This is a genomic window from Trichlorobacter sp. (assembly GCF_030247655.1).
GTDB lineage: Bacteria > Desulfobacterota > Desulfuromonadia > Geobacterales > Pseudopelobacteraceae > Trichlorobacter.
Map to the genome: position 1 here is coordinate 1 of NZ_JAOTRZ010000034.1, position 22,248 is coordinate 22,248.

Sequence of the window (22,248 nt, forward strand, 5' to 3'; positions counted from 1 at the left end):
CTACTACAATGGCGTATTTGCGGCCGTTCAGTTCGTTTTCCATCAGTTTGTCGCAGACCTTTTCAAGATCAAAGGGGATTTCAGGGATCAGGATTACATCGGCATTACCGGAGATGCCGCTGTTCAGGGCAATGAAACCGGCATTGCGGCCCATCACCTCCACCACCATCACCCGGTCGTGGGATTTGGCAGTGGAGTGCAGGCGATCAATCGCCTCAGTGGCAATACTGACCGCCGTATCAAACCCGAAGGTGATCACGGTGCCGCCCATGTCATTGTCAATGGTCTTGGGAACCCCCACCACCGGCATCCCTTTTTCTGCAAATTGGTGGGCAATTTCCAGACTGCCGTCACCACCCACCGCCACCAGAGCATCAAAGCGTAACCGCTTGAAGTTATCCATGACCCGATCAGACAGGTCTCGCTGGACCGAGTCCCCGGCCTCATTGCAGACCGGCATCATAAACGGGTTGCCCTTGTTGGTGGTGCCCAGAATCGTGCCGCCGACGCTGGCGATGCCGTCCACTTTTTCCGGGGTCAGGCGGATGATTTCGTCGGTGTTCAAGAGGCCGGTGTAGCCGGATTTGATGCCGTAGACCTCCCACTGCCGGTTATAGGCAGCCATGGTAACCGCTTCAATAACCGCGTTGAGGCCCGGTGCGTCACCGCCGCCGGTATTGATACAGATCTTCATGCGCTTGGACATGGGAACCCTCCAGGTAGGTTGATTATTCTGAAAACGGCAGTTTGCCGCAAAAGAACACAAAGAAATAAAAGAAAACAGATAGTTTAAAAAATCATAACACTGCAGGTCTGTTTTAACAGGTTGAAGTTCTCTTTGATCCTTGCGCTCTTTAGCGGCCAATAGTTTTGTTCAGGTCTATTGATCTTCTGTGCCGTTCCATAACTGATCGTTAAACCCAAGCCCGCGGGCAGCATATTGTTCCTGCTGGTTCAGATCGCTCCAATCCTTATTGGTGCTGGCTGGTGCATTATTTTCATCCCAACGGTCCTGATCCCAGCCCAGTGCGCTCCAGAGCTGTTGTTCCGTCGCGTTCATATCCTCCCAGCCTAGCTGCTCCCAGATGTGTGGATTGTCCTGCATGTTGCGAACGCTCATGGCTGTCTCCTGTGTATGTTAGTAGCGGTTTGGAAGCTATTTCCATTCGTAGGTATATGTTGCTGAGTATCCATTCCCCAAAGTCACTTTTATTGTTCGTTTTGTCCCAGGGGTTCCTGCCTCAATGACCTTTTCTGACGTCAATGTTTCTTTCATGTCTTTGGTTATGTACTTTGTACCGTCCGGGGCTGAGAAATATACTCCTTGCAGCCCTTGATTCAGATAAACAGATTGCTGGGGTGGCTTCCATGAGATGGATGAACTTGTACTTAACTGATAATTAATGGAGGCTTTTTTACCTGATTGTAGAAAAGCTGGAGGATCTGACCATCTGACTTGATAGGTGACACCGGCAAGTATTTTTCTGGTTTTGTCATCGTATCTGTTTTGACTGATTTGGAGGTTGCCTTTGCTACCCTTATGGCTCACAAGGTCATACATTTTAGAGCTTGTTCCTGCTAAGACATGTTCATATCGTGCTGAACCATCTTTGAATGAATAGTTTATAAGACGCCAGCCAGATGAATTTCCGGACGGCTGGGCAAAGGCGATGCCTGTAAATAAAAAGATCATGAAAGCTGATATCGATGCTTTTGCTGTTGTGTTGAGTATGTGACTTATTTCGACTGTACTTTTCATGCGGCCTCCTGTTGTTTTTTTATTAGCCAATATCACCAGTTCGTCCCCGTCTTTGTCGATCATCACCGACTGCTACTGATTATCTGTGATGCGTCTTGTCACATACGGTACTTGTGCGTACAACCGCTGGAGGAGAGACTCAAGAGGAACAGGAGCGTTGTCTTGCATGCAATGCTGAAAATAGCTGTAGGCGTTATCTTCACATATCACTCCTTCTTCCCAATCTTCTTCACCCATTCCATCCGTTCCATGATGTTTTTTTCGTAACCATACCCTTTGGGTTGGTAAAACTTCTTTCCTTGCAATTTTTCCGGCAGATATTCCTGCCGCACGTACCCACCTTCAAAATCATGGGCATACTGGTAGCCCCCGTGGTAGCCCATCTCTTTCATCAGCTTGGTGGGGGCGTTGCGGATATGCAGCGGTACATCCAGTGCGCCGGATTTTCTGACCTCTGACAGGGCGGCATCAATCCCCAGGTAGGAGGCATTTGATTTGGGGGCGGTGGCCAGGTAGGTGACTGCCTGGCCCAGGATGATGCGGCCTTCCGGCATACCCACCATCTGAAAGGCCTGCAGGGCTGAGACCGCCATCTGTAGGGCGCGGGGGTCGGCATTACCGATATCTTCCGAGGCCAGGATGATGATCCTGCGCAGGATAAAGAGCGGGTCTTCGCCTGCTTCCAGCATCCGGGCCAGCCAATAAAGAGCGGCATCAGGATCGCTGCCTCGTACCGATTTGATGAAGGCGGAGATGACGTTGTAATGCTCTACGCCACCTTTGTCATACAGCAATGCCTTTTGCTGCATCGCCTCCTGGGCGGTCTCAAGTGAGATCAGGCCGTCCTGGGTCAGGCCGGCTGCAACTTCCAGGCTGTTCAAAGCCTTGCGGCCATCCCCCTGGGCAGCCTCTGCCAGAAAGGCTAGGGCGTCATCGTTGATGTTTAACTGCAGGTTACCCAGTCCCTTGTCAGCATCTTGCAGGGCGTTTTGAAGCAGGTCGGCAAGTTCTTCTGCCTCAAGCTGTTTCAGGCGCAGCACCCGGCAACGGGAGAGCAGGGGGGCGATGACTTCAAAGGAGGGGTTTTCAGTGGTGGCACCGATGATGGTGACCAGCCCTTTTTCCACGGCAGGCAGAAAGGCATCCTGCTGGGCCTTGTTAAAGCGGTGGATTTCATCAACAAACAGAACGGTGCGGATGCCCTGACGGGCGGTCTCTTCTGCATCCTTGAAGATCTCGCGGATCTCCTTTACCCCGGCCATGATGGCGGAGAAAAAGACAAAGCGGGAGCTGGTCTCATGGGCAATGATGTGGGCCAGGGTGGTTTTGCCACAGCCCGGCGGCCCCCAGAAGATCATGGAGGGCAACTGGTCTGCCTCTATCATCTTGCGCAGGGCCTTGCCCGGCCCAAGCAGGTGCTCCTGGCCGCAGAATTCAGCCAGACTGCATGGTCGCATCCGTTCTGCTAAAGGAGGGGCAGGGGTGTGGTTAAAAAGTTCTGCTACCAATGATGGATTCCCTTTAGTTCTACCGGTTGGGGCTTGATCCCCCAGATGTCGCGGGCATACTCGCCAATGGTGCGGTCACTGGAGAATTTACCCATACCGGCGGCGTTCAGGATCGATTTTCTTGCCCATTCATCAGGTATCATGTAGAGCCGGTCCACATCGGCCTGGGCATCCATGTAGGCATCAAAATCAGCCAGTAGCAGGTAGTAGTCGCTGTTGAGCAGGTTATCCACCAAGGGGCGGAACAGGCCGGGGTTGCTGGGAGAGAACATGCCGGAGGAGATCTGGTCCAGCACGGTCTTCAGTTCCGGCAGCTGATAGTAGTAATCCTGGGGACGGTAGCCTGCGGAACGCAGCCCGACAGCCTGCGGGGTGGTCAGGCCGAAGATAAAGATGTTGTCCCGGCCCACCTCCTCCATGATTTCTATGTTAGCGCCATCCAGGGTGCCGATGGTCAGTGCCCCGTTTAAGGCGTACTTCATATTACCGGTGCCGGAGGCTTCTGTGCCTGCAGTGGAGATCTGCTCGGAAAGATCAGCAGCCGGGAAAATCCTTTCTGCCAGGGAAACGCTGTAGTTAGCCAGGAAGACCACCTTCAGCTGTTGATTGACAGCCGGGTCGTTGTTGATTACGTTGCCGACCGAGTTGATTAGCTTTATGATCAGTTTGGCCGTGGTGTAAGAAGGGGCTGCCTTGCCGCCAAAGATCACAGTGCGGGGTGGCAGTTCCAGGCCGGGGTATTCCTTGAGCCGGTTGTAGCGGGCAACCACCTGCAGGATGTTCAATAGTTGGCGCTTGTATTCATGGATCCGCTTGGTCTGACAGTCAAACAGCGAATCAGGTGAGACTTGCACGCAGTTGCGCTGGTAGATATGGTCTGCCAGTTTTTGTTTGTTCAGCCGCTTGATATCCATCCAACGCCTACGGAATTCGCTGTCTTCGGCCAGCGGCTTCAATTTTTGCAGTTCATCCAGATCGGTGGTCCATTTGTCACCGATCGCCTCGCTGATCAGGTCTGACAGGTAGGGGTTGCAGTGGCGCAACCAGCGGCGCTGAGTGATGCCGTTGGTCTTGTTGTTGAAACGCTCCGGCCAGATTTCAAAAAAATCATGGAACAGGTCGTCCTTCAGAATCTCGCTGTGCAGGGCTGAAACGCCGTTGACAGAATGGCTGGACACAATGGCAAGATAGGCCATCCGTACCTGCTTTTCACCGCTGTCATCAATGATCGACATCCGCTGCAGGCGGCTTGAATCACCGGGAAAACGGTTTTGCACCTCTTCCAGGAAACGGCGGTTTATCTCAAAGATGATCAGCAGGTGACGCGACAGCAGGCGTCCAAGCATCGGTACCGGCCATTTTTCCAGCGCTTCCTGCAGAATGGTGTGGTTGGTGTAGGCAAAGGTTTTGGTAGTGATCTCCCAGGCAGCCTCCCAGGTCAGTTTGCGCTCGTCAATCAGGATTCGCATCAGTTCAGGAATGGCCAGCACCGGGTGGGTGTCGTTCAGCTGGATCGCCACCTGGTCCGGCAGTTCGTTCAGGTTGTCGTGCTTTTTGTTAAAGCGGTAGAGGATATCCTGCACCGTGGCTGATGCCAGAAAGTACTCCTGCCGCAGCCGCAGTTCCTTCCCCTCCAGCATATGGTCGGCAGGGTAGAGCACCTTGGAGATATTTTCGGTCTTCATCTTGGATTCTACCGAGCCGATGTAGTTGCCCTGGTTGAAGAAGTTCAGGTCAAAATCCCGGCTGGCCTTGGCACTCCAGAGTCGCATGGTGTTGACGGTGTTATTTTTGTAGCCCGGCACCGGGAAGTCATAGGCCAGGGCCATGACCTCGTAGTAATCCACCCAGGAACAACGCTTGGATCCGTCGCGGTCGGTAAACTCCACCACCCGCCCTTCAAAGCGGATCGGGTGCAGGTGTTCCTGGCGGTCAAATTCCCAGGGGTTCTGGTAGCGCAGCCAGTTATCCGGCACCTCATGCTGACCGCCATCCTGAATCTTTTGGTAGAACATGCCGTACTCATAACGGATGCCGTAGCCGTAGGCTGGCAGTTGCATGGTTGCCATTGAGTCAAGGAAACAGGCTGCCAGTCGTCCCAGGCCGCCGTTGCCCAGCCCGGCATCCCATTCTACCTCTTGCAGGTCTTCAATTTTAAGGCCCAGTTCAGTGAGCGCTTCATCCCACTGTTCCATCACCCCCAGGTTGATCAGGGCATTCCCCAGGGTGCGCCCCATCAGGAACTCCATCGACATGTAATACACGCGCTTGGCATCCTTGATGTAATAGGACTGCTGGGTGTCTATCCAGCGGGTTGCCAGCAGATCCCGTACGGCATAGGCCAGGGCCAGGTACATATCTGCCTTGGTGGCAGAATATTTGTCTTTCACCAGGGTGTGCTGCAGGTGGTAGATGAATGACTTCTGCAGATCCTTAACGGTTGGCTGTGCTACCTGGTCCATGGTGCCCTCGCGGTCTTGGAATATGAATGGTAGAGTATACCGTTCAATGCCCTATTGTTCAAGGCGGGTGGTGAAAAAAGAGGGGGACCTGGCTGGTCCCCCCTGGTTTGTGCAGGTTGATGGATGCTACGTTCGTTACAGTTTAAACCAGCCCACCATCTGTTGCAGTTCATGGGCCAGCTGATCAAAGGCCTCAGAGGTCTGTTTAATCTGCTCAACCGAGGTTGAGAGCTTGCCGGTGATCTGGTGAATGGCAAGCATGGAGCGGTTGACATCCTCTGCCGTGGCTGACTGCTGTTCGGTTGCGGTGGCAATGGTCTGCACCATCTCAAAGACCTGTTCCACGTTGCCCACAATCTGATCCATGGCGGTCTGGGTGCTGTCAACGGTAGCCACAATCTTGTTAATCGCCTCCCGCTCATGCTGCATGCTGCTGATCGAGGAGGTGACTTCCACCTGCATCCCTTTGACCGTGGCTGCAATTTCGTCGGCAGATTCGGTGGTGCGCTGGGACAGCTGGCGCACACTATCAGCCACCACGGCAAAACCTCGCCCGCTGTCGCCTGCCCTGGCAGCCTCAATGGCTGCATTCAGTGCCAGCAGGTTGGTCTGATCAGCAATGTCCTTGATAATGTTTACAATCTCATTAATGGCTGTAGAGCGTTCGCCCAAGGCTTCAACCCGGCTTACCGACTGTTTGACAATTTCAGCAAAGGCAGACAGTTCATGTGAGGTAAGATCCAGTGATTGCTTGCCTTCTGTGGCCAGGTTTTTCATTCTGCCAGCTGCATCAGAGGTGGCCAGTGCATTCTGGGAAACATCCTGAATGGTCTGCACCATTTCGGTCATGGCAGTGACCGACTGCTCAATCTGGCTGGTCTGGCTGGTGGAGTCGTTTTCCAGCTCTCCTGCGGTGTTGGCCAGTTCATCTGCGCTGTTGGCCACTGTTGCGGTTGAACGGGAGATCTTGCCTGCCATCTCACGCAGGTTGGTCACCATGGTCCCCATGGAAGACAGCACCTTGCCGAACTCATCCTTGGTGGAGCGCAGTTGCACCTCTTTCAGATCGCCTCCGGCAACATGATCGGAGACAGTGATCAACTGAGCCAGCGGTGCAGATACAGATTTAAAGACCCAGGCGCCGATCACGATACCGGCAACCGCCGCTGCAATACTGATGATAACCAGCAGGGTGATGCTGGTCTTGACGATCTTGTTGACCGAGGCGATCGCCTTTTCCTGCTCACCCTTGGCCGTTGAAACCGACTCTTTACCTTTTTCTGCCTGCTTAATGACGATATCACGCAGTTTCAGTGCGGATTGAATCGCCTTCTGCTCCATCTCGAACCGTTTCTTCAGGGTGGCAACAATACCGCTTTCACTTAACAGCATGCCTTGAATACCGGTGAGGGCACCTGCTGCACTGCGCAGCATCTGCAATTCGCCCTTGACCCCCAGTTTGATCAGGTCCTTTTCCAGCATCGCAACTGATCTGGAAGCCTTGGCAAAATCCGCCCGAATGGCCGGTGTTGCCGCATCAATCTCCTGAATGGATTTCAGGGTAAACAGTCTGGCTGAACCGGCTTCAATGGCCAGACCCTGGCTCATCAGTTCGGAGTTGGCAATAAGGATGCTGTTGGCCTGGTTGGATTGGCCAAACATGGTGCCTTGGCGGGCAGCCTCAGCCGTGTATTTTTCACCGGCCAGGATGGCATCCTGTTCAATGGAAAGGGAGAGGGCACTCAACTTTTCACTGATATCCCGGCTGGCGGTTTCAACCTTGCCTTTGGTGGCATCATCTTTTTGAGTCAGCCAGTTGCCCTGCAGCTTCTGCAGTTCATCCAGGCGTTCAGCAAGTAGTTTGATCTCGGCTGCAGCCGCTTTAGTGTTCTTTAGGTGGTCGTTCTGGTTCAGTTTGTTAACAGCTGCATTGACCTTGCCCCGTGCAATCAGCAGAGTTGGTCGTTTCTGGGCATGTTGTACATCGTAAAAGGCCAGTTGCAGATCTTTTAGCTGCAGCCGTGCCGCCTCCACACCGCGCAATCGGCTGGAGATCTTGCCGGATTCATCCAGGGCAGTGCTGAATGCCCCGGTACGATTGCCCTGCAGTGCCCTGATTTTGCTGTCCAGTTGGCGTAGTTTGGCGGTTGCCTCAGCCATGCGCCTGTTCAGGTCTACGGCCGCCTTGGCCGCATCCTCCTGGGCCTTCAGCTTACCGGCCGAGATATCAAACAGTTCCGTTGCAACCGTGCGCAGCGATTCGTGGGTATCCAGCTTGGTGCCACTTGCTGTCAGGCTTTCCAGCTGTTCCTGGGATGCCTTGACATCAGCCAGCGCTTTTTCTGCCTCTGTCTTGAAACTCTGCAGCTCCTGGGGAGTTGCTGCGGCGTTTATCTTGAACAGGGTGGCCGTGGCCCCCTGAATCTCCCGCTGGAACTCCAGGGTTCGCATCTGGTACGGCGTGCTTTTCTGGGTCAGGTAGGCAAGTTTGCCGCTGATAAAGCGCATCCCAAAAATACTGGTCACCACCACGGTCGCCACGATGCCCAGCACAATGACAATATTAAGGGTAAGTTTGGTTTTTATGGTCATAACGAGAGATACCCTTTTAGTATGAAAGTTATATAAATACAGTTAGTTGATCAGGTTAGCGCCGTCACCCTTGATGAATCCTATCAGTTTCTGGATCTTGGCTGAGGGAGCCCCTTTGGTAAGCAGGGTGATGTCGCGGGCAACTTCCGGTGATTTTGGCGACCAGATGCTGTCGTCAACAATTGCTGCCGGTCCGATGCCAACTGCTTCAGGGTTGCTCTTGACCTTGTCTTTCACATCTTCAGCAGTGGTTGCATCAAGCACCTCTTTGGTGACTGCGGTGCCGCCCAGAGCAACCTTGCTGAACATGCTGTTGGTGCCGGGAATCAAACTGCCCCAGACAATCAGAATCGGCATGTCTTTACCACCAACATCCTTCCAGTTTTGGGTCTTGCCGCTGAAGATCCCCTGCAACTGCTCTTTGGAAAGAGCAGGAATCTTGTTGTCCTTGTGGGTAATCACCACCACGCGGTCTTTCCCGATTACCAGTCCCTGATAGGCGCCGGGGTTTGCCACTGCTACACCCTCTTTTTTAAGCAGTGCCCACCAGTCATCCAGGGCCAGCCCTGCAGCTGCGGCATCAACGGTCCCTTTTTCAAGCTCGATAAAGGCCTGTTTGGGGCCGTTGGAGATGGTGTTGAGGGTGATACCGCTGGCCTTTTCAAAGGCAGCCCGAATCGGTTTCAGGATGTTTTCAGTCGGGGCTGCGCCAGCTCCGATACGGATATCTTCGGCAAAGGCGGTACCGGCAACAAGGACAAGTGACAGGGTAGTAACAATTCGTTTCATAAGAGAAAAATGCATGGTGTGTGACTCCTTTCTTGGGGGATGCGAGATTTTTGATTATTTGAATTGCTTAATAAATGCCAAATAAAACAGTATGTTGTGGTCAAGATTACCATACCTGCGTCGATTTTGAATAGCAAATTGCTGATGAACATGGTTGTGAATCATCGGTTGACACCGCAAGCATGAATATATTAGTGTTCATGCTTCTTCCAACCGCTTGATTTGACGATAACAAACAAAGTTTTTGCAGGAGGCTGTGCATGCGTAGTGATATGATCAAGAAGGGCCTGGAGCGTACACCGCACCGGGCATTGCTGAAGGCCACAGGAATACCGCAAAGCCAGATGGACCGCCCCTTTATCGGTGTTGCCACCAGCTTTACCGACTTGATTCCCGGCCATGTCGGGATGCGGGATCTGGAGCGATTTATTGAAAAGGGGATCCATAGCGGTGGTGGCTACGCCCAGTTTTTTGGCATTCCCGGTGTCTGTGATGGTATCGCCATGGGGCATAAGGGGATGCACTATTCCCTGCCTACCCGTGAGCTGATTGCCGACATGGTTGAATCGGTTGCAGAGGCCCATCGGCTGGATGGCCTGGTGCTGCTGACCAACTGCGACAAGATTACCCCTGGCATGCTTATGGCTGCTGCCCGGCTGAACATCCCCTGTATTATCGTGACTGCCGGTCCGATGATGAGCGGTAGGGGTGTTGAAGGACGTGCTTACTCATTCGTAACAGATACCTTCGAGGCCATGGCCCGTTACAAGGCCGGCGTGATTGATGCCAAGGAACTGCAGGTCTGTGAAGACAACGCCTGCCCCGGCATGGGCTCCTGTCAGGGGCTGTTCACCGCCAACACCATGGCGATCCTGACCGAGACTCTGGGGATGTCGCTGCCCCGTTGCGGTACCGCCCTGGCGGTGTCTGCCATGAAGCGTCGGATCGCCTTCGCCTCAGGTGAGAAGATCGTCGAGCTGGTACACAATGATGTCAAGCCACGGGATATCATGACCCGCGCTGCATTTGAAAACGCCATCCGGGTTGACCTGGCTCTGGGCGGTTCGTCCAACACCGTGTTACACCTGCTGGCCATTGCCCGGGAAGCCGGAGTGGATCTGCCGCTGGAGACCTTTGATGTGCTGGCAAAGCAGACTCCGCAGTTGGCCTCCATGAATCCGGCTGGCAAGCACTTTATGGAAGATCTGGATATTGCAGGTGGTGTCTGCGGCGTGCTGAAGCAGCTGGGTGACAAGATCATTGATACCCAGACCCTGTTTGGCCTGACCACCCACCAGTTGGCGGCAAGTATTGAAAATGTTGATGAAGAGGTGATTCGTCCCCTATCGGCGCCGGTTAAGCAGGAGGGCGGCATTGCGGTGCTGTTCGGCTCCATCGCGCCGAAGGGGGCGGTAGTCAAGCAGTCCGGTGTGTCAGACAAGATGATGCTATTTGAAGGCACAGCCCGCTGTTTTGATTCAGAAGAACTGGCCATGGCAGCCCTGATGGAAGGGGTTGTTAAGGCAGGTGATGTGGTGGTAATCCGCTATGAAGGCCCCAAAGGTGGCCCTGGTATGCGGGAAATGCTGGCTCCCACCGCTGCCCTGATGGGTCTTGGTCTGGGTGATTCAGTTGCTCTGATCACCGATGGCCGTTTCTCCGGTGGTACCCGTGGACCTTGTATCGGCCACGTATCACCTGAAGCTGCTGAAGGCGGTCCGATCGCCCTGATTCAGGATGGTGACCGGATTCTGCTGGATATCCCAAACCGTAAGCTGGATCTGCTGGTTGATCAGGCAGAGGTTGATACCCGTCGTGCCCAATGGACTGCGCCTGAGCCAAAGATCAAGACCGGCTGGCTGGCGCGCTATGCCAAAGTGGTGACATCGGCCTATACCGGTGCGGTGACCACTGCTGACTAGGAAACGACACTCGTTTCCCTACTAACCATTGATTGAAGGAGGAACCTGCCATGAAACGTCTGCTTACCCTTGCTGCTGCCGCTGTTCTGGCTCTAACTGTCACCGCTTGCAAGACCGATGAATCGGCTCTGCGTGATTCCAGCTCAACCCTGCTGGGTGCCAGAGAGGTCAAGGAACTGCTGCTTGGCAATACGGTTACTGCAGCAAACGGCGATACCTATTATTTTGACCGTGGCGGTGTCGTGATCGGCAAAGGTTCCTATGGTGAGAAGAATAAAGGTAACTGGAATATCACCCAGGAAGGCCAGCTTTGCTTCAGTAACTGGAATGCCAACTTTGCCCCCAGTGCCTGTTACAAGGTATTCTTTGATAATGTCAGCCAGCAACGCAAACTGGTTGATGGCAATGGTGATGTGAAATATACGGTTATTAATATTGTAACCGGTAATCCAAATAATTTTTAGACTTTACGAGGTTTTGCATGAAAATGAATGGAGCACGTATTCTGCTTGAAAGCCTGAAGCGTGAAGGGGTGGATCTGGTATTCGGCTACCCCGGCGGAACGGTGATCAATCTGTATGATGAACTGATGAATGTGCGGGAAATCCGCCATATCCTGCCCCGCCATGAGCAGGGCGGTACCCATGCGGCTGACGGCTATGCCCGTGCCACCGGTAAGGTCGGTGTGGCCATCGCCACTTCCGGTCCCGGCGCCACCAACACCATTACCGGTATTGCCAATGCCTACATGGATTCGATTCCGATGGTGATTGTCACTGGCCAGGTCCCCACGCCGCTGATTGGCAATGATGCCTTTCAGGAAGTGGATATCATCGGCATTACCCGGCCGATCACCAAACACAGCTTCCTGATCCGGCATGCCAAGGATATCCCGACCATCGTGCGCAAGGCGTTTTATATTGCCCGTTCCGGTCGTCCCGGTCCGGTGCTGATCGACTTTCCCAAGGATGTCCAGATCAGCCAGGCTGAGTTCAAGTGGCCTGAGACAATTGAGATCCGCGGCTACAAACCGAATCTGGAAGGTCACCAGAAACAGGTGGAAAAAGCGGTTGAGATGCTGCTGGTTGCCCGTCGTCCGGTTATGTATGTTGGCGGCGGTGTCATACTTGCCAATGCAGCAACAGAATTGACCGAGCTGGCTCGTACCCTGCAGTTCCCGGTTACCACGACCCTGATGGGGCTGGGAGCCTTCCCGGAGAGCGATCCGCTGGCCCTTAAAATGCTGGGGATGCACGGCGCCTATGCCGCTAACATGGCCATGACCCACTCGGATCTGATTTTGGCGGTTGGTGCGCGCTTTGATGACCGGGTTACCGGCAAGATTGCTACCTTTGCGCCCCATGCCAAGATTATCCATATTGACGTGGATCCTACCTCAATTCGCAAGAACGTGCGGGTAGATCTGCCGATCGTGGGTGATACCAAGGATGTTTTGGTCAAGATGATTGACTGTCTGAAAGGTCAGACAGAGAAGGTCGCTGCGCAGCACAGTGCCATGGAAGCATGGCATGAGGATATCAGCGGCTGGAAGGCAAAGCATCCGATCTCCTATAAGCAGAGCACCAGCGTGATTAAGCCTCAGTATGTGATCCAGAAGCTGCGTGAACTGTCTGAGGATGATGCCATCATGGCCACTGACGTGGGGCAGCATCAGATGTGGACCGCCCAGTTCTTTGAGTTTAACCAGCCCCGCACCCTGCTGACTTCAGGGGGCCTTGGTACCATGGGTTTTGGCCTGCCAGCTGCCATGGGGGCACAGGCTGCCTATCCCAAGCGTCAGGTGATCTGTGTCTGCGGTGATGGTGGCGTACAGATGAATATGCAGGAGCTGGCCACCATGGTGCAGCATCGCCTGCCTGTCAAGATTGTGGTCTTGAACAACAACTTCCTGGGCATGGTGCGTCAATGGCAGGAGCTGTTCTTTGATAAACGCTACTCCCAGACCTGTCTTGAACTGCCTATGGACTTTGCCAAGATTGCCGAGGCCTACGGTGCCAAAGGATTGAAGGCAGATAAACCGTCTGAGGTTGAGCAGGTCATCAAAGAGGGCTTTGCCCATGACGGCCCGGTGATCATGGAGTTCAAGATCGCCCGTGAGGAAAAGGTGTTGCCGATGGTCCCTGCAGGGGCGTCGCTGAATGAAATGGTGTTAAACGCCTAGGGACTTGGAGGAAACGAGCTAATGCAACATACCATATCGGTTGTGGTAGAAAATGAATTCGGCGTTTTGGCCCGGGTTTCGGGCCTGTTTTCCGGCAGGGGATTTAATATTGACTCGCTTTCGGTTGCACCAACCAGCGATGAATCCCTTTCCCGTATAACGATTGTCACCAGGGGCGATGATGCTATTCTTGAGCAAATCACCAAGCAGCTGAACAAGCTGGTGGATGTGATCAAGGTGCTTGATTTCAGTGAGGACAACGCCATTGAGCGTGAACTTGCACTGATCAAGGTGGCAGCTGAGGACGAAAGCCGTGCTGAAGTCCTAAGGATCGTTGATATCTTCCGGGCCAAGATTATTGATGTGACCCCCAAATCCTACACCATTGAGGCTACCGGGTCCCCGATCAAGATTAATGCGATTCTGGACCTGTTACGTCCGCTGGGCTTGAAGGAACTGGTGCGTACCGGTTCGGTTGCCATCGGTCGTGGCGCCAAGGGTTGGAAAGGGTAGCAGCGGGCAGGCGTCGATTGACAGCAGCAGGCAGCTGTAGTATTGTGCGCTGAATTTTGTAACAAGAATACCTGTTAAATTAGTTTTTTACACATAAACGAGGAGGAAGTAATGAACGTGTATTACGATCGGGATTGCGATCTCGCATTGATCAAGTCGAAAAAAGTTACCATTGTTGGTTACGGTTCACAGGGCCATGCCCATGCCTGCAATCTCAAAGATTCCGGTGTTGATGTGACGGTAGCGCTGCGTGCAGGCTCCAGCTCTGCAGTCAAGGCACAGAATGCCGGTCTTAAGGTTGCAACCGTTGCCGAGGCAGTGGCCAGCGCTGACGTGATCATGATCCTGACCCCCGATGAATTTCAGTCACAGCTGTATCGTGACGAGATTGAACCGAAGCTGAAGCAGGGCGCAACTCTGGCCTTTGCTCACGGCTTCGCCATTCACTATAATCAGGTTGTACCCCGCGCTGATCTGGATGTAATCATGATTGCCCCCAAGGCACCAGGTCACACCGTTCGCTCAGAATTCGTCAAGGGTGGTGGTATTCCTGACCTGATCGCCATATTTCAGGATGCTTCCGGCAAGGCCCGCGAAGTTGCTCTTTCCTATGCCAGTGCCATTGGCGGCGGTCGTACCGGCATCATCGAGACCACCTTCAAGGACGAGACCGAGACCGATCTGTTCGGTGAGCAGGCCGTGTTGTGCGGTGGGGCAGTGGAACTGGTAAAGGCCGGTTTTGAGACTTTGGTTGAGGCCGGTTATGCTCCTGAAATGGCCTACTTCGAGTGTCTGCACGAACTGAAGTTGATCGTTGACCTGATGTTTGAGGGTGGCATTGCCAACATGAACTACTCCATCTCAAACAACGCCGAGTACGGTGAGTATGTCACCGGACCGAAGGTGATTAACGACGAGAGCCGTGCTGCCATGAAGGAGTGCCTGAACAACATCCAGAACGGCGAGTATGCCAAGCGCTTCATTCTGGAAGGGATGTCCAACTATCCTGAGATGACCGCACGTCGTCGTCTGAATGCTGCTCACCCGATTGAGGTGGTTGGTGGTAATCTGCGCGCCATGATGCCCTGGATCGGCAAGAACAAGATTGTTGACAAGGCTAAGAACTAACCAGCTGTTGTGATTGTACTTTAGACCCCGCTCTTACTGGGAGCGGGGTTTTCTACGTTATGTATAATGGAAAATTCATGCGCCCATCCAATGCCCTTATAACCCCTGAAGGATACCCGTTTATCGCCTACAGCGTCGTCCTGTTTCTGTTTCTTGCCGCTGGTACGCTAGTGATAAACTCAGCTGTTTTGGCGTTTCCTGCTGGAATTGCGTTCCTGTTGGTCTTGTTTGTTATTTCATTTTTTCGTAATCCTGAGCGGACACCGCCGGTTGATACAACGCTGCTGGTGGCCCCTGCTGACGGAACGATTGTCTATGTTGGACTGGCAACCCAGGAACATCTGGGGGCCTGTCAGAAGATCAGTATCTTCATGTCGGTCTTTAACGTCCATGTCAATCGCGCCCCCATAACCGGCAAGGTGGTGGAGCGTTTTTACAAGCAGGGTAAGTTCTATGATGCCCGCCATGCCGATGCCTCCTGTGAAAATGAACAGTGTGGGCTGGTGATGGAGCAGGATAACGGCGTGCGTGTGGCATTTGTGCAGATAGCCGGGTTGATTGCCCGCCGGATTCTCTGCTATGTCGAGGTGGGTGACCGGCTTGAGCGGGGACAACGCTACGGCATGATCCGTTTCGGTTCACGGGTTGATGTCTATCTTCCGGAAGGTCTGGAACCGCTGGTTGCAGTGGGGCAGACAACGGTCGCAGGTGAAACAGCCCTGGTCAGGTTGGGATAGTATCAATAAGGAGCCTACAGCTATGGAGACACCTGAGCAGATAGAGGCGCAGCCTGCAGAAAAGTCTGAAAATATCAGGAGGGGTATTTATATCCTGCCGAACCTGATCACTGCCGGTAGCCTGTTTGCCGGATTTTACAGCATGGTCGCCACCCTGAACGGTAACTACGGTTCTGCAGCGATCTGGATCTTTATCTCTGCTATCTGTGATGGTCTGGATGGCAAGGTTGCCCGGATGACCAACAGTACCAGCCAGTTTGGGGTTGAATTTGATTCCTTGGCGGATTTGGTGGCCTTTGGGGTAACTCCCGGTCTGATGATGTATGCCTGGGCCCTGAAGCCATTCGGTCGCCTGGGCTGGTTAGCGGCATTTCTGTTTGTGGTCTGCGGTGCACTGCGGTTGGCTCGCTTCAACGTACAGGTTAATACGGTTGAGAGTAAACGATTTGTCGGTCTACCGATACCGGCTGCAGCCAGTATGGTGGCCTCCACCGTGCTCCTGTTTAACCATTTTGGCTGGCCCAGTTCCTACAAGAAGCTGGCTATTCTGGCCCTGATTTATCTATTGGCATTTTTGATGGTTTCCAGTGTCAAATATTACTCTTTTAAGGACCCGGAGCTAATCAAAAAGCAGCCATTCGGTTTTCTGGTGCTGGCCGTGGTGCTGCTGATCATTGTGGCAGCCGAGCCTGCTGTGATGGTATTTGTGATCATGCTCAGCTATGTACTTTCCGGTCCGATTGGTCAGTTGCTCAGCTGGCCACGGCGTAGAAGGCTTGAAAAGGCGATTCACAAGGGGCATGAAGAGTTATTGCATGATCATGTGGTTAAGTCAGGGGATGAATCGTAGCGGTAATACCGGATTCTGTTATTTCCAGAATGGCATAGGAACGGTAGGGGTCCGGAACAGCCAGGGTACCAGGATTAACCAGCAGCAGGCCTTCCTGTTCCACTGATTGGGCAAGATGGGTGTGACCGTACAGGACAGCATCAACCGTTGCAGCATGTCCCCGTTCAATCAGGCGTGACAGCCCTGATTTAACACCGTAACGGTCTCCATGGCAGAGCAGCAGGCGCACCTCACCAAACTCACAGAGCAGTTCCCGCGGCAATGTTGAGCCAAGGTCGCAGTTGCCGGCAACTTGAATCAGCTGGATCTGATCGTCAATCGCCTTCAGCAGCAGGGTGTCCTGTTCTCCATCACCAAGATGTATGACTGCGTCGCAGCTGCCGGCTGTTTCGTGGGCCTGTAACAGGGCAGTCTGATTGCCATGGGTATCTGAAACAAGTAGTATTCTCACTGTGTTGATTTACCTCGGGAGGCGGCGGTTGCCGCAGGAGTTTGTATGTCTACGAAAAAGATTCTGTTGGTTGTAGGCGGTTGTTTCCTTGGTCTGGTACTGCTTTTTGTTGGTAGTATGGTTGTTGCCAAGCTGCTCTTTAGTGACAAGGAAAAGGGGTTTGTCACTGGACCCGGGATCGGGCTGATTGAGGTCAAAGGGATGATCGTTGACTCAAGCGAGCCGATCAGGCAGTTACGCCATTTTGCTAAAAAAGATTCGGTCAAGGCGGTGGTGCTGCGGATTGACTCCCCTGGTGGGGTGGTTGGTCCTTCCCAGGAAATTTATGAAGAGGTCCGCAAACTGGCTGCCAAGAAGAAAGTCGTTGTTTCCATGGGCAGTCTGGCTGCCTCAGGCGGCTACTACATTGCAGCGCCTGCCACGGTTATCTACGCCAATCCCGGTACCATAACCGCCAGTATCGGGGTGTTGATCAAATTCTCCAACCTGGAAGGGCTGTTTGGAAAGCTGGGAGTCAGCTCCACCACTATTAAAACCGGTTCTTTCAAAGATGCCGGTGCACCGGATCGACCACTTTCTCCAGAAGACCGGGCCATGTTTCAGGCCTTGATTGACAGCACCCATGAGCAGTTTGTCAAGGCAGTGGCTGAAGGTCGTAAACTGCCGGTTGACGAAATACGCAAGATTGCCGATGGCCGTGTCCTGTCAGGAGAGCAGGCCAAGGCACTCAAGCTGGTGGATAAGCTGGGTAACCTGCCCGATGCCGTTGAAGAGGCTGGCCGACTGGCCGGTATTTCCGGTGAACCATCAATCATCCTAGCACCCAAGAAAAAAGTTAATTTCTTTGAAATGCTGGCCGAAGGGGCAGAGGGTAGATTTAACGGTGTGCTGAATAAGGCAGCGGTCGGACGAGGACTCCAAGTCACCTACGAATAGGAGCGGTTCTTTTCCGTCCTGGCTGTGTCAACCTGCGGGATACTTTGTGCGGCGTACTGCCCCGTACGCCTCCGCAGTATCCCTTGTTTGCCGCACCCAGAACGAAAAACTCCGCGCTCCTTCAGCTATGGTTCGTGTTTTGTCTACTTCCGCTTCTGCAGTCGTTTGTGGGCTTCCAGCAGGATCTTCTCCGTGGTCTCCCAGTTGATGCAGGCATCGGTGATGGATACCCCGTACTTCAGTTGCGAATGGTCAGCCGGTACCTTCTGGTTGCCTTCCTCCAGGTTGCTTTCTATCATCAGACCGGAGATGGACTGATTGCCTGCCAATACCTGATCGATGATCTGTTCCAGTACCTCTGGTTGTTTGCGGAAATCCTTGTTTGAGTTGCCGTGACTGCAGTCAACCATGATGGTGGGGGTAAGGTTGTTCTTTTTCAGGCTCTCTTCAGTGTGGCTAATATCTTCAGGCAGATAGTTGGGCTTACGTGAGCCACCCCGCAGGACGATATGAACATCCGGGTTACCAGTGGTCTGTACAATGGAGGCTCGTCCCTCGCGGTTGATGCCGAGAAAACTGTGGGGAGCGCGGGAGGAAATCATGGCATCAATGGCGATCTGGAGATTGCCGTCGGTGCCGTTTTTAAAGCCGATCGGGAAAGAGAGGCCGCTAGCCAGTTCCCGGTGGGTCTGGGACTCGGTGGTACGGGCGCCGATGGCCCCCCAGGAGATCAGGTCCGCCACGTATTCCGGGGTAATCGGGTCAAGCATCTCGTTGGCAACCGGTACTTCCAGGTCGGTCAGACGGCAGAGCAGGCCACGGGCAATACCCAGTCCCTTTGAAATGTTGTGAGAGCCATCCATGCCAGGGTCGTTGATCAGTCCTTTCCAGCCTACCGTGGTGCGCGGTTTTTCAAAATAGACCCGCATCACCAGCAGTAACTGGTCATCAACCTTGCGGGAAAGTGCGGAAAGCCGCTTGGCGTACTCAACCGCTGCTTCGGTGTCATGGATTGAGCAGGGCCCAACCACCACCATCAGGCGACGGTCCCGACGCTGGAGGATCTCTTTGATTTTCTCGCGGCTGCGGGAGACAAACTCCCGACCGGTGTCTGACATGGGGAAAACCTGGCGTAGATCAGCCGGGGCAATAATAGGGGTAATGCCTGAAACCTTCAGGTTGTTGGTCTTGATCATGGCAACGCCTCACAGCAGGAGAAATGATAAACAAGTACTCTTTCTACTGGATTGGAGTAAAGCTTGTCAAATTCAAACAGGTTTCATGGTACTAAACAGGCTGTGTTTCTTGATCGCGACGGCACTATCAACGTTGAAAAAGAGTATCTTTACCGGGTGGAGGAGTTTGAGTTTACCCCCGGTGCGGTGGAGGCGATCAGACGGTTTAATCAGGCAGGCTATCTGGTGATAGTGGTCACCAATCAGTCCGGTGTGGCGCGTGGCTACTATGCTGAAGCGGATGTGAAGCAGCTGCATCTTCATATTGATGCATTACTTGCATCTCAAGGGGGCCGGGTGGATGCCTGGTATTACTGCCCCCATCATGAACAGGGTAAGCCCCCCTATAACCGGGAGTGCGACTGCCGTAAACCAATGCCCGGCATGTTGCTGCAGGCAGCAGCTGATCATGCAATTGATCTTACCCGTTCCTGGATGGTGGGGGATAAAACGGCTGACATTGAGGCAGGACAGGTTGCAGGATGCAGACCGGTGTTGGTAATGACCGGCTATGGCGCCAAGACGGCTGATGAAGTGTCGACAGAGATCCCCAGATGTCCTGATTTGCTGGCTGCTGCACAATTAATTACGGCTGTTTGACAGGTGGTTCACCCCTATGCTAATGCTTTTATCCTACTCTCTTTATGAAATGAAACCTGCATGCTCTGTCTCCTTTGCAGGGGGGGCTGGGCTGAAGGATACTCTTTAATTATGTTTGATTTTTTTCGTAAATATTCCTTGCCCATTATCGTTTTTGTTGGGCTTTTGGTCGCGTTGATCACCTATTCACTGAATCTTTCCCGCTCTTATCAGGCTAACATGCTTGAACGGGGAGTGAATGGTGCATTGGCCCCGATGCAGCAACAGGCAACCCGTAGCGGTGGTTTCTTTGGCCAGATCTGGCATGATTATATCGCCCTGGTTAATCTGAAACAGGAAAACAGTCGCCTTACGGGTGAGATCAAGCAACTGAACAGTGCTTTGGCTGCTGCTGGTGAGGCGCTGCGGGAAAACGAACGTCTTGCCCGCCTGCTGGATCTAAGAAAGACGATTAAGGAGCCAACGGTTGCCGCCATGGTGATTGGCGAAGATGTCACCCCCTGGTTTCGTTCGTTGACCCTGGATCGCGGCTCAGAAAGTGGCATTCGGGAGGGGATGCCGGTACTGGCAGCAGACGGCGTGGTGGGGCAGACCGTTAAGGTAACTGCCAACTCCAGTCGGGTACTGTTGTTAACCGACCATGCCAGCGGTATTGCTGCCATGATACACCGCTCCCGTGCCCGTGGAGTGGTCAAGGGTCGGGGAGACAATCTCTGTTCACTTGAATTCGCCATGCGTGGTGAGGATGTGCAGGTGGGGGATCAAGTGGTCAGCTCCGGTATCGGTGGTATCTTTGCCAAGGGATTACCGATTGGTGAGGTGACCATGGTAAAAAAGGGAGAATACGGTATCTTTCAGACCGTTAGCATCCGTCCTACGGTCAGTACTGCCCATCTTGAAGAGGTGTTGGTGGTGTTGCGTGCTCCTCGTGATTAAAGGGATGCAGCCATGACCGATTTTTTTAAAGGAGCTACGCTGGTACTGCTTCTGGTGCTGCTGCAGACATCGGTGCTGCCCCTGTATCTGTCCACACCTTATAAACCGGATCTGTTGCTGATTCTGATGGTCTTTCTTGCCCTGCGGGCTCCAGTCAGTACCAGCTTTCCGGCGGCCTATGCCCTCGGTCTTTTGAAGGATTGTATAAGCGGATTGTATCTCGGTTTGAACGCATTTTCGTTTTTGATTGTCTACCTGGTGCTGAAAGCAGTTTCCGACCGACTATATGTTCAAAATTCTCTGCTGCTGGTCTTGACCGTTTCTCTCTCTACTCTGTCCACCATGCTGATTAATGTGGTGCTTCTGTCGATTTTTTCAGAGGCAAGCGGCATCGTTTCATCACTATTGACTGCGATGGTGCCGCACCTGTTGATGAACGCTTTTGTGGCCTCACTGGTGGCAGTGTTTCCTGAATTCAGCAGGGTGCGGACCGTCAAATGATTAAGGAACAACGCTACATCAGAGAGCTTGCCCAGCCACGGCAGCGAACGTTCATGCTCGCTATCGCAGTGGCTGTACTGTTTTTTCTGCTGTTGCTGCGTCTCTGGTATCTGCAGATTGTCAAGGTTGATGACTACCGTGCCATGTCAGAAAACAACCGGTTGCGCTTTCTGCCGGTGGCAGCCTCCCGCGGGGCTTTGATGGATCGTAATGGTACGATTATGGTTAATAACCGCCCCTCCTTCAGTCTGTCAATTATTCCCCAAGAGGTAAAAGATGTTGAGGGGATGCTGGATCGCCTCGCCTCGCTCCTGCAATTGGATAAGACAGAGTTGCGGGAACGCTGGGAGAAATCAAAGGGGCGTGCCCGTTATTATCCGGTTGTCATCGCTATCAATATTAGTCGTGAGCAGGTTGAGATTGTGGAAGAAAACCGGTTGCGCTTGCCTGGGGTCGAGGTCAGTGTCAAGCCGATCCGGGAATATGCCTTTCAAAATTCAGCTGCCCATCTGCTGGGGTATATTGGCGAAATCTCTGATAAAGAGTTGGATGCTCCTGCCTACAACGACTATAACCCAGGTGATTATATTGGCAAAAACGGCATTGAAAAGGCCTGGGAAAAAGAGCTGCATGGCAGCGATGGTGGTCGTCAGCTTGAGGTTGACTCGCGGGGGCGCGTACTGAGGGTTTTACGTGAAAGCAGCCCAACGGTGGGAAACAGTCTGATCCTGACAGTTGACAGCCGGTTGCAGCGGACAGCAGAGCAGGCGTTCGGTGGCCAGGCCGGTGCTGCAGTAGTGATGAATGTGAACAATGGAGAAGTGCTGGCCTTTGTCAGCAGCCCCACCTTTGATCCATCGCTTTTTGCCGGGCGTATTCCGGTTGATATCTGGAAGGGGTATCTGGAGGATAAACGCCATCCCCTTGAAAACAAGGCTCTTGCCGGACAGTATCCTCCCGGCTCAACCTTTAAGATGCTGACTGCCCTTGCCGGGCTCGAGACAGGGGTGATCAACGAGTCAACCAGTGTGCATTGTGATGGCGCTTATGAGATGGGTGGCAGTAAATTCCGTTGTTGGAGCAAGTCCGGTCATGGCAGCGTGAACCTGCGTAAATCACTGAAAGAGTCCTGTGATGTGTACTATTA

Annotated in this window: 21 protein-coding genes; 12 read left to right on the top strand and 9 right to left on the bottom strand. The window is 53.2% G+C overall.

From position 1 onward, the window contains the following. From OEL57_RS04960 to OEL57_RS04990, 7 genes are all read right to left on the bottom strand, one after another. A partial coding sequence (locus tag OEL57_RS04960) for an ATP-dependent 6-phosphofructokinase (protein ID WP_300737940.1) occupies positions 1-706 on the bottom strand: 706 nt, incomplete at its 3' end. Between the two features lie 174 nt (positions 707-880). Beyond that, positions 881-1,120, bottom strand: coding sequence for a hypothetical protein (locus tag OEL57_RS04965; protein ID WP_300737942.1), 240 nt, complete (start codon positions 1,118-1,120; stop codon positions 881-883). A 36-nt stretch (positions 1,121-1,156) separates the two neighbouring features. Next, positions 1,157-1,822: a hypothetical protein gene (locus OEL57_RS04970; RefSeq protein ID WP_300737944.1), complete on the bottom strand. Its 666-nt coding sequence runs from the start codon at positions 1,820-1,822 to the stop codon at positions 1,157-1,159. Between the two features lie 143 nt (positions 1,823-1,965). After that, positions 1,966-3,216, bottom strand: a complete 1,251-nt coding sequence (locus OEL57_RS04975; RefSeq protein WP_300737946.1) for a replication-associated recombination protein A — start codon at positions 3,214-3,216, stop codon at positions 1,966-1,968. A gap of 44 nt (positions 3,217-3,260) precedes the next feature. Next, entirely contained in the window at positions 3,261-5,729 is a 2,469-nt protein-coding gene (locus OEL57_RS04980; RefSeq protein WP_300737947.1) for a glycogen/starch/alpha-glucan phosphorylase, read from the bottom strand. 135 nt (positions 5,730-5,864) lie between these two features. After that, entirely contained in the window at positions 5,865-8,321 is a 2,457-nt protein-coding gene (locus tag OEL57_RS04985) for a methyl-accepting chemotaxis protein (RefSeq protein WP_300737949.1), read from the bottom strand. 42 nt (positions 8,322-8,363) lie between these two features. Beyond that, positions 8,364-9,125: a substrate-binding domain-containing protein gene (locus OEL57_RS04990; RefSeq protein ID WP_300737951.1), complete on the bottom strand. Its 762-nt coding sequence runs from the start codon at positions 9,123-9,125 to the stop codon at positions 8,364-8,366. A gap of 245 nt (positions 9,126-9,370) precedes the next feature. Between OEL57_RS04990 and ilvD the strand changes: the two genes are divergently transcribed. The 7 genes from ilvD to pssA all read left to right on the top strand — a co-directional run bounded on the left by ilvD (position 9,371) and on the right by pssA (position 16,442). Continuing rightward, positions 9,371-11,032, top strand: a complete 1,662-nt coding sequence (gene ilvD, locus OEL57_RS04995) for a dihydroxy-acid dehydratase (RefSeq protein WP_300737953.1) — start codon at positions 9,371-9,373, stop codon at positions 11,030-11,032. Positions 11,033-11,082: 50 nt separating this feature from the next. Further along, complete coding sequence (locus OEL57_RS05000; protein WP_300737955.1) at positions 11,083-11,496, top strand: DUF995 domain-containing protein; 414 nt, start codon at positions 11,083-11,085, stop codon at positions 11,494-11,496. A 17-nt stretch (positions 11,497-11,513) separates the two neighbouring features. Beyond that, positions 11,514-13,214, top strand: a complete 1,701-nt coding sequence (ilvB, locus tag OEL57_RS05005; protein WP_300737957.1) for a biosynthetic-type acetolactate synthase large subunit — start codon at positions 11,514-11,516, stop codon at positions 13,212-13,214. Positions 13,215-13,235: 21 nt separating this feature from the next. After that, complete coding sequence (gene ilvN, locus OEL57_RS05010; RefSeq protein ID WP_300737959.1) at positions 13,236-13,727, top strand: acetolactate synthase small subunit; 492 nt, start codon at positions 13,236-13,238, stop codon at positions 13,725-13,727. A gap of 111 nt (positions 13,728-13,838) precedes the next feature. Next, on the top strand, positions 13,839-14,855 hold the full coding sequence (gene ilvC / locus OEL57_RS05015) for a ketol-acid reductoisomerase (protein WP_300737961.1): 1,017 nt from the start codon (positions 13,839-13,841) through the stop codon (positions 14,853-14,855). A gap of 77 nt (positions 14,856-14,932) precedes the next feature. Next, positions 14,933-15,592, top strand: a complete 660-nt coding sequence (locus OEL57_RS05020) for a phosphatidylserine decarboxylase family protein (protein ID WP_300737964.1) — start codon at positions 14,933-14,935, stop codon at positions 15,590-15,592. A gap of 22 nt (positions 15,593-15,614) precedes the next feature. After that, on the top strand, positions 15,615-16,442 hold the full coding sequence (gene pssA, locus OEL57_RS05025; RefSeq protein WP_300737967.1) for a CDP-diacylglycerol--serine O-phosphatidyltransferase: 828 nt from the start codon (positions 15,615-15,617) through the stop codon (positions 16,440-16,442). Here pssA and OEL57_RS05030 read toward each other — a convergent pair. Beyond that, entirely contained in the window at positions 16,420-16,893 is a 474-nt protein-coding gene (locus tag OEL57_RS05030; RefSeq protein WP_300737970.1) for a metallophosphoesterase, read from the bottom strand. The genes pssA and OEL57_RS05030 overlap by 23 nt on opposite strands. A gap of 45 nt (positions 16,894-16,938) precedes the next feature. Between OEL57_RS05030 and sppA the strand changes: the two genes are divergently transcribed. Further along, positions 16,939-17,829 (top strand): signal peptide peptidase SppA, encoded by an 891-nt coding sequence (gene sppA / locus OEL57_RS05035; RefSeq protein WP_300737974.1) that lies wholly within the window; start codon positions 16,939-16,941, stop codon positions 17,827-17,829. A gap of 143 nt (positions 17,830-17,972) precedes the next feature. Here the strand turns inward: sppA and OEL57_RS05040 are convergent, their stop codons facing one another. Beyond that, positions 17,973-19,025, bottom strand: coding sequence for a 3-deoxy-7-phosphoheptulonate synthase (locus OEL57_RS05040; protein WP_300737977.1), 1,053 nt, complete (start codon positions 19,023-19,025; stop codon positions 17,973-17,975). 63 nt (positions 19,026-19,088) lie between these two features. On the opposite strand from OEL57_RS05040, the gene gmhB reads away from it, so the two are divergent. The 4 genes from gmhB to mrdA form a co-directional block, all read left to right on the top strand. Continuing rightward, complete coding sequence (gmhB, locus tag OEL57_RS05045) at positions 19,089-19,664, top strand: D-glycero-beta-D-manno-heptose 1,7-bisphosphate 7-phosphatase (protein WP_300737980.1); 576 nt, start codon at positions 19,089-19,091, stop codon at positions 19,662-19,664. 111 nt (positions 19,665-19,775) lie between these two features. Beyond that, positions 19,776-20,600 carry a rod shape-determining protein MreC gene (gene mreC, locus OEL57_RS05050; RefSeq protein ID WP_300737982.1) on the top strand — a complete coding sequence of 275 codons (825 nt, stop codon included), beginning with the start codon at positions 19,776-19,778 and terminating at the stop codon, positions 20,598-20,600. A 12-nt stretch (positions 20,601-20,612) separates the two neighbouring features. Further along, complete coding sequence (gene mreD, locus OEL57_RS05055) at positions 20,613-21,101, top strand: rod shape-determining protein MreD (protein ID WP_300737985.1); 489 nt, start codon at positions 20,613-20,615, stop codon at positions 21,099-21,101. Further along, a partial coding sequence (gene mrdA / locus OEL57_RS05060; RefSeq protein ID WP_300737988.1) for a penicillin-binding protein 2 occupies positions 21,098-22,248 on the top strand: 1,151 nt, incomplete at its 3' end. The genes mreD and mrdA, both read left to right, overlap by 4 nt.

Excerpts from the sequence above, each read along its gene's own strand:
- ilvC (WP_300737961.1), top strand. The coding sequence starts at position 13,839 with ATGAACGTGTATTACGATCGGGATTGCGATCTCGCATTGATCAAGTCG.
- OEL57_RS05020 (WP_300737964.1), top strand. The coding sequence starts at position 14,933 with ATGCGCCCATCCAATGCCCTTATAACCCCTGAAGGATACCCGTTTATC.
- pssA (WP_300737967.1), top strand. The coding sequence starts at position 15,615 with ATGGAGACACCTGAGCAGATAGAGGCGCAGCCTGCAGAAAAGTCTGAA.
- OEL57_RS05040 (WP_300737977.1), bottom strand. The coding sequence starts at position 19,025 with ATGATCAAGACCAACAACCTGAAGGTTTCAGGCATTACCCCTATTATT.
- OEL57_RS05000 (WP_300737955.1), top strand. The coding sequence starts at position 11,083 with ATGAAACGTCTGCTTACCCTTGCTGCTGCCGCTGTTCTGGCTCTAACT.
- OEL57_RS04970 (WP_300737944.1), bottom strand. The coding sequence starts at position 1,822 with ATGATCGACAAAGACGGGGACGAACTGGTGATATTGGCTAATAAAAAA.
- ilvN (WP_300737959.1), top strand. The coding sequence starts at position 13,236 with ATGCAACATACCATATCGGTTGTGGTAGAAAATGAATTCGGCGTTTTG.
- OEL57_RS04990 (WP_300737951.1), bottom strand. The coding sequence starts at position 9,125 with ATGCATTTTTCTCTTATGAAACGAATTGTTACTACCCTGTCACTTGTC.
- ilvD (WP_300737953.1), top strand. The coding sequence starts at position 9,371 with ATGCGTAGTGATATGATCAAGAAGGGCCTGGAGCGTACACCGCACCGG.
- OEL57_RS04975 (WP_300737946.1), bottom strand. The coding sequence starts at position 3,216 with ATGCGACCATGCAGTCTGGCTGAATTCTGCGGCCAGGAGCACCTGCTT.
- OEL57_RS04985 (WP_300737949.1), bottom strand. The coding sequence starts at position 8,321 with ATGACCATAAAAACCAAACTTACCCTTAATATTGTCATTGTGCTGGGC.
- sppA (WP_300737974.1), top strand. The coding sequence starts at position 16,939 with ATGTCTACGAAAAAGATTCTGTTGGTTGTAGGCGGTTGTTTCCTTGGT.
- mreC (WP_300737982.1), top strand. The coding sequence starts at position 19,776 with ATGTTTGATTTTTTTCGTAAATATTCCTTGCCCATTATCGTTTTTGTT.
- mreD (WP_300737985.1), top strand. The coding sequence starts at position 20,613 with ATGACCGATTTTTTTAAAGGAGCTACGCTGGTACTGCTTCTGGTGCTG.
- OEL57_RS04980 (WP_300737947.1), bottom strand. The coding sequence starts at position 5,729 with ATGGACCAGGTAGCACAGCCAACCGTTAAGGATCTGCAGAAGTCATTC.
- ilvB (WP_300737957.1), top strand. The coding sequence starts at position 11,514 with ATGAAAATGAATGGAGCACGTATTCTGCTTGAAAGCCTGAAGCGTGAA.
- OEL57_RS04965 (WP_300737942.1), bottom strand. The coding sequence starts at position 1,120 with ATGAGCGTTCGCAACATGCAGGACAATCCACACATCTGGGAGCAGCTA.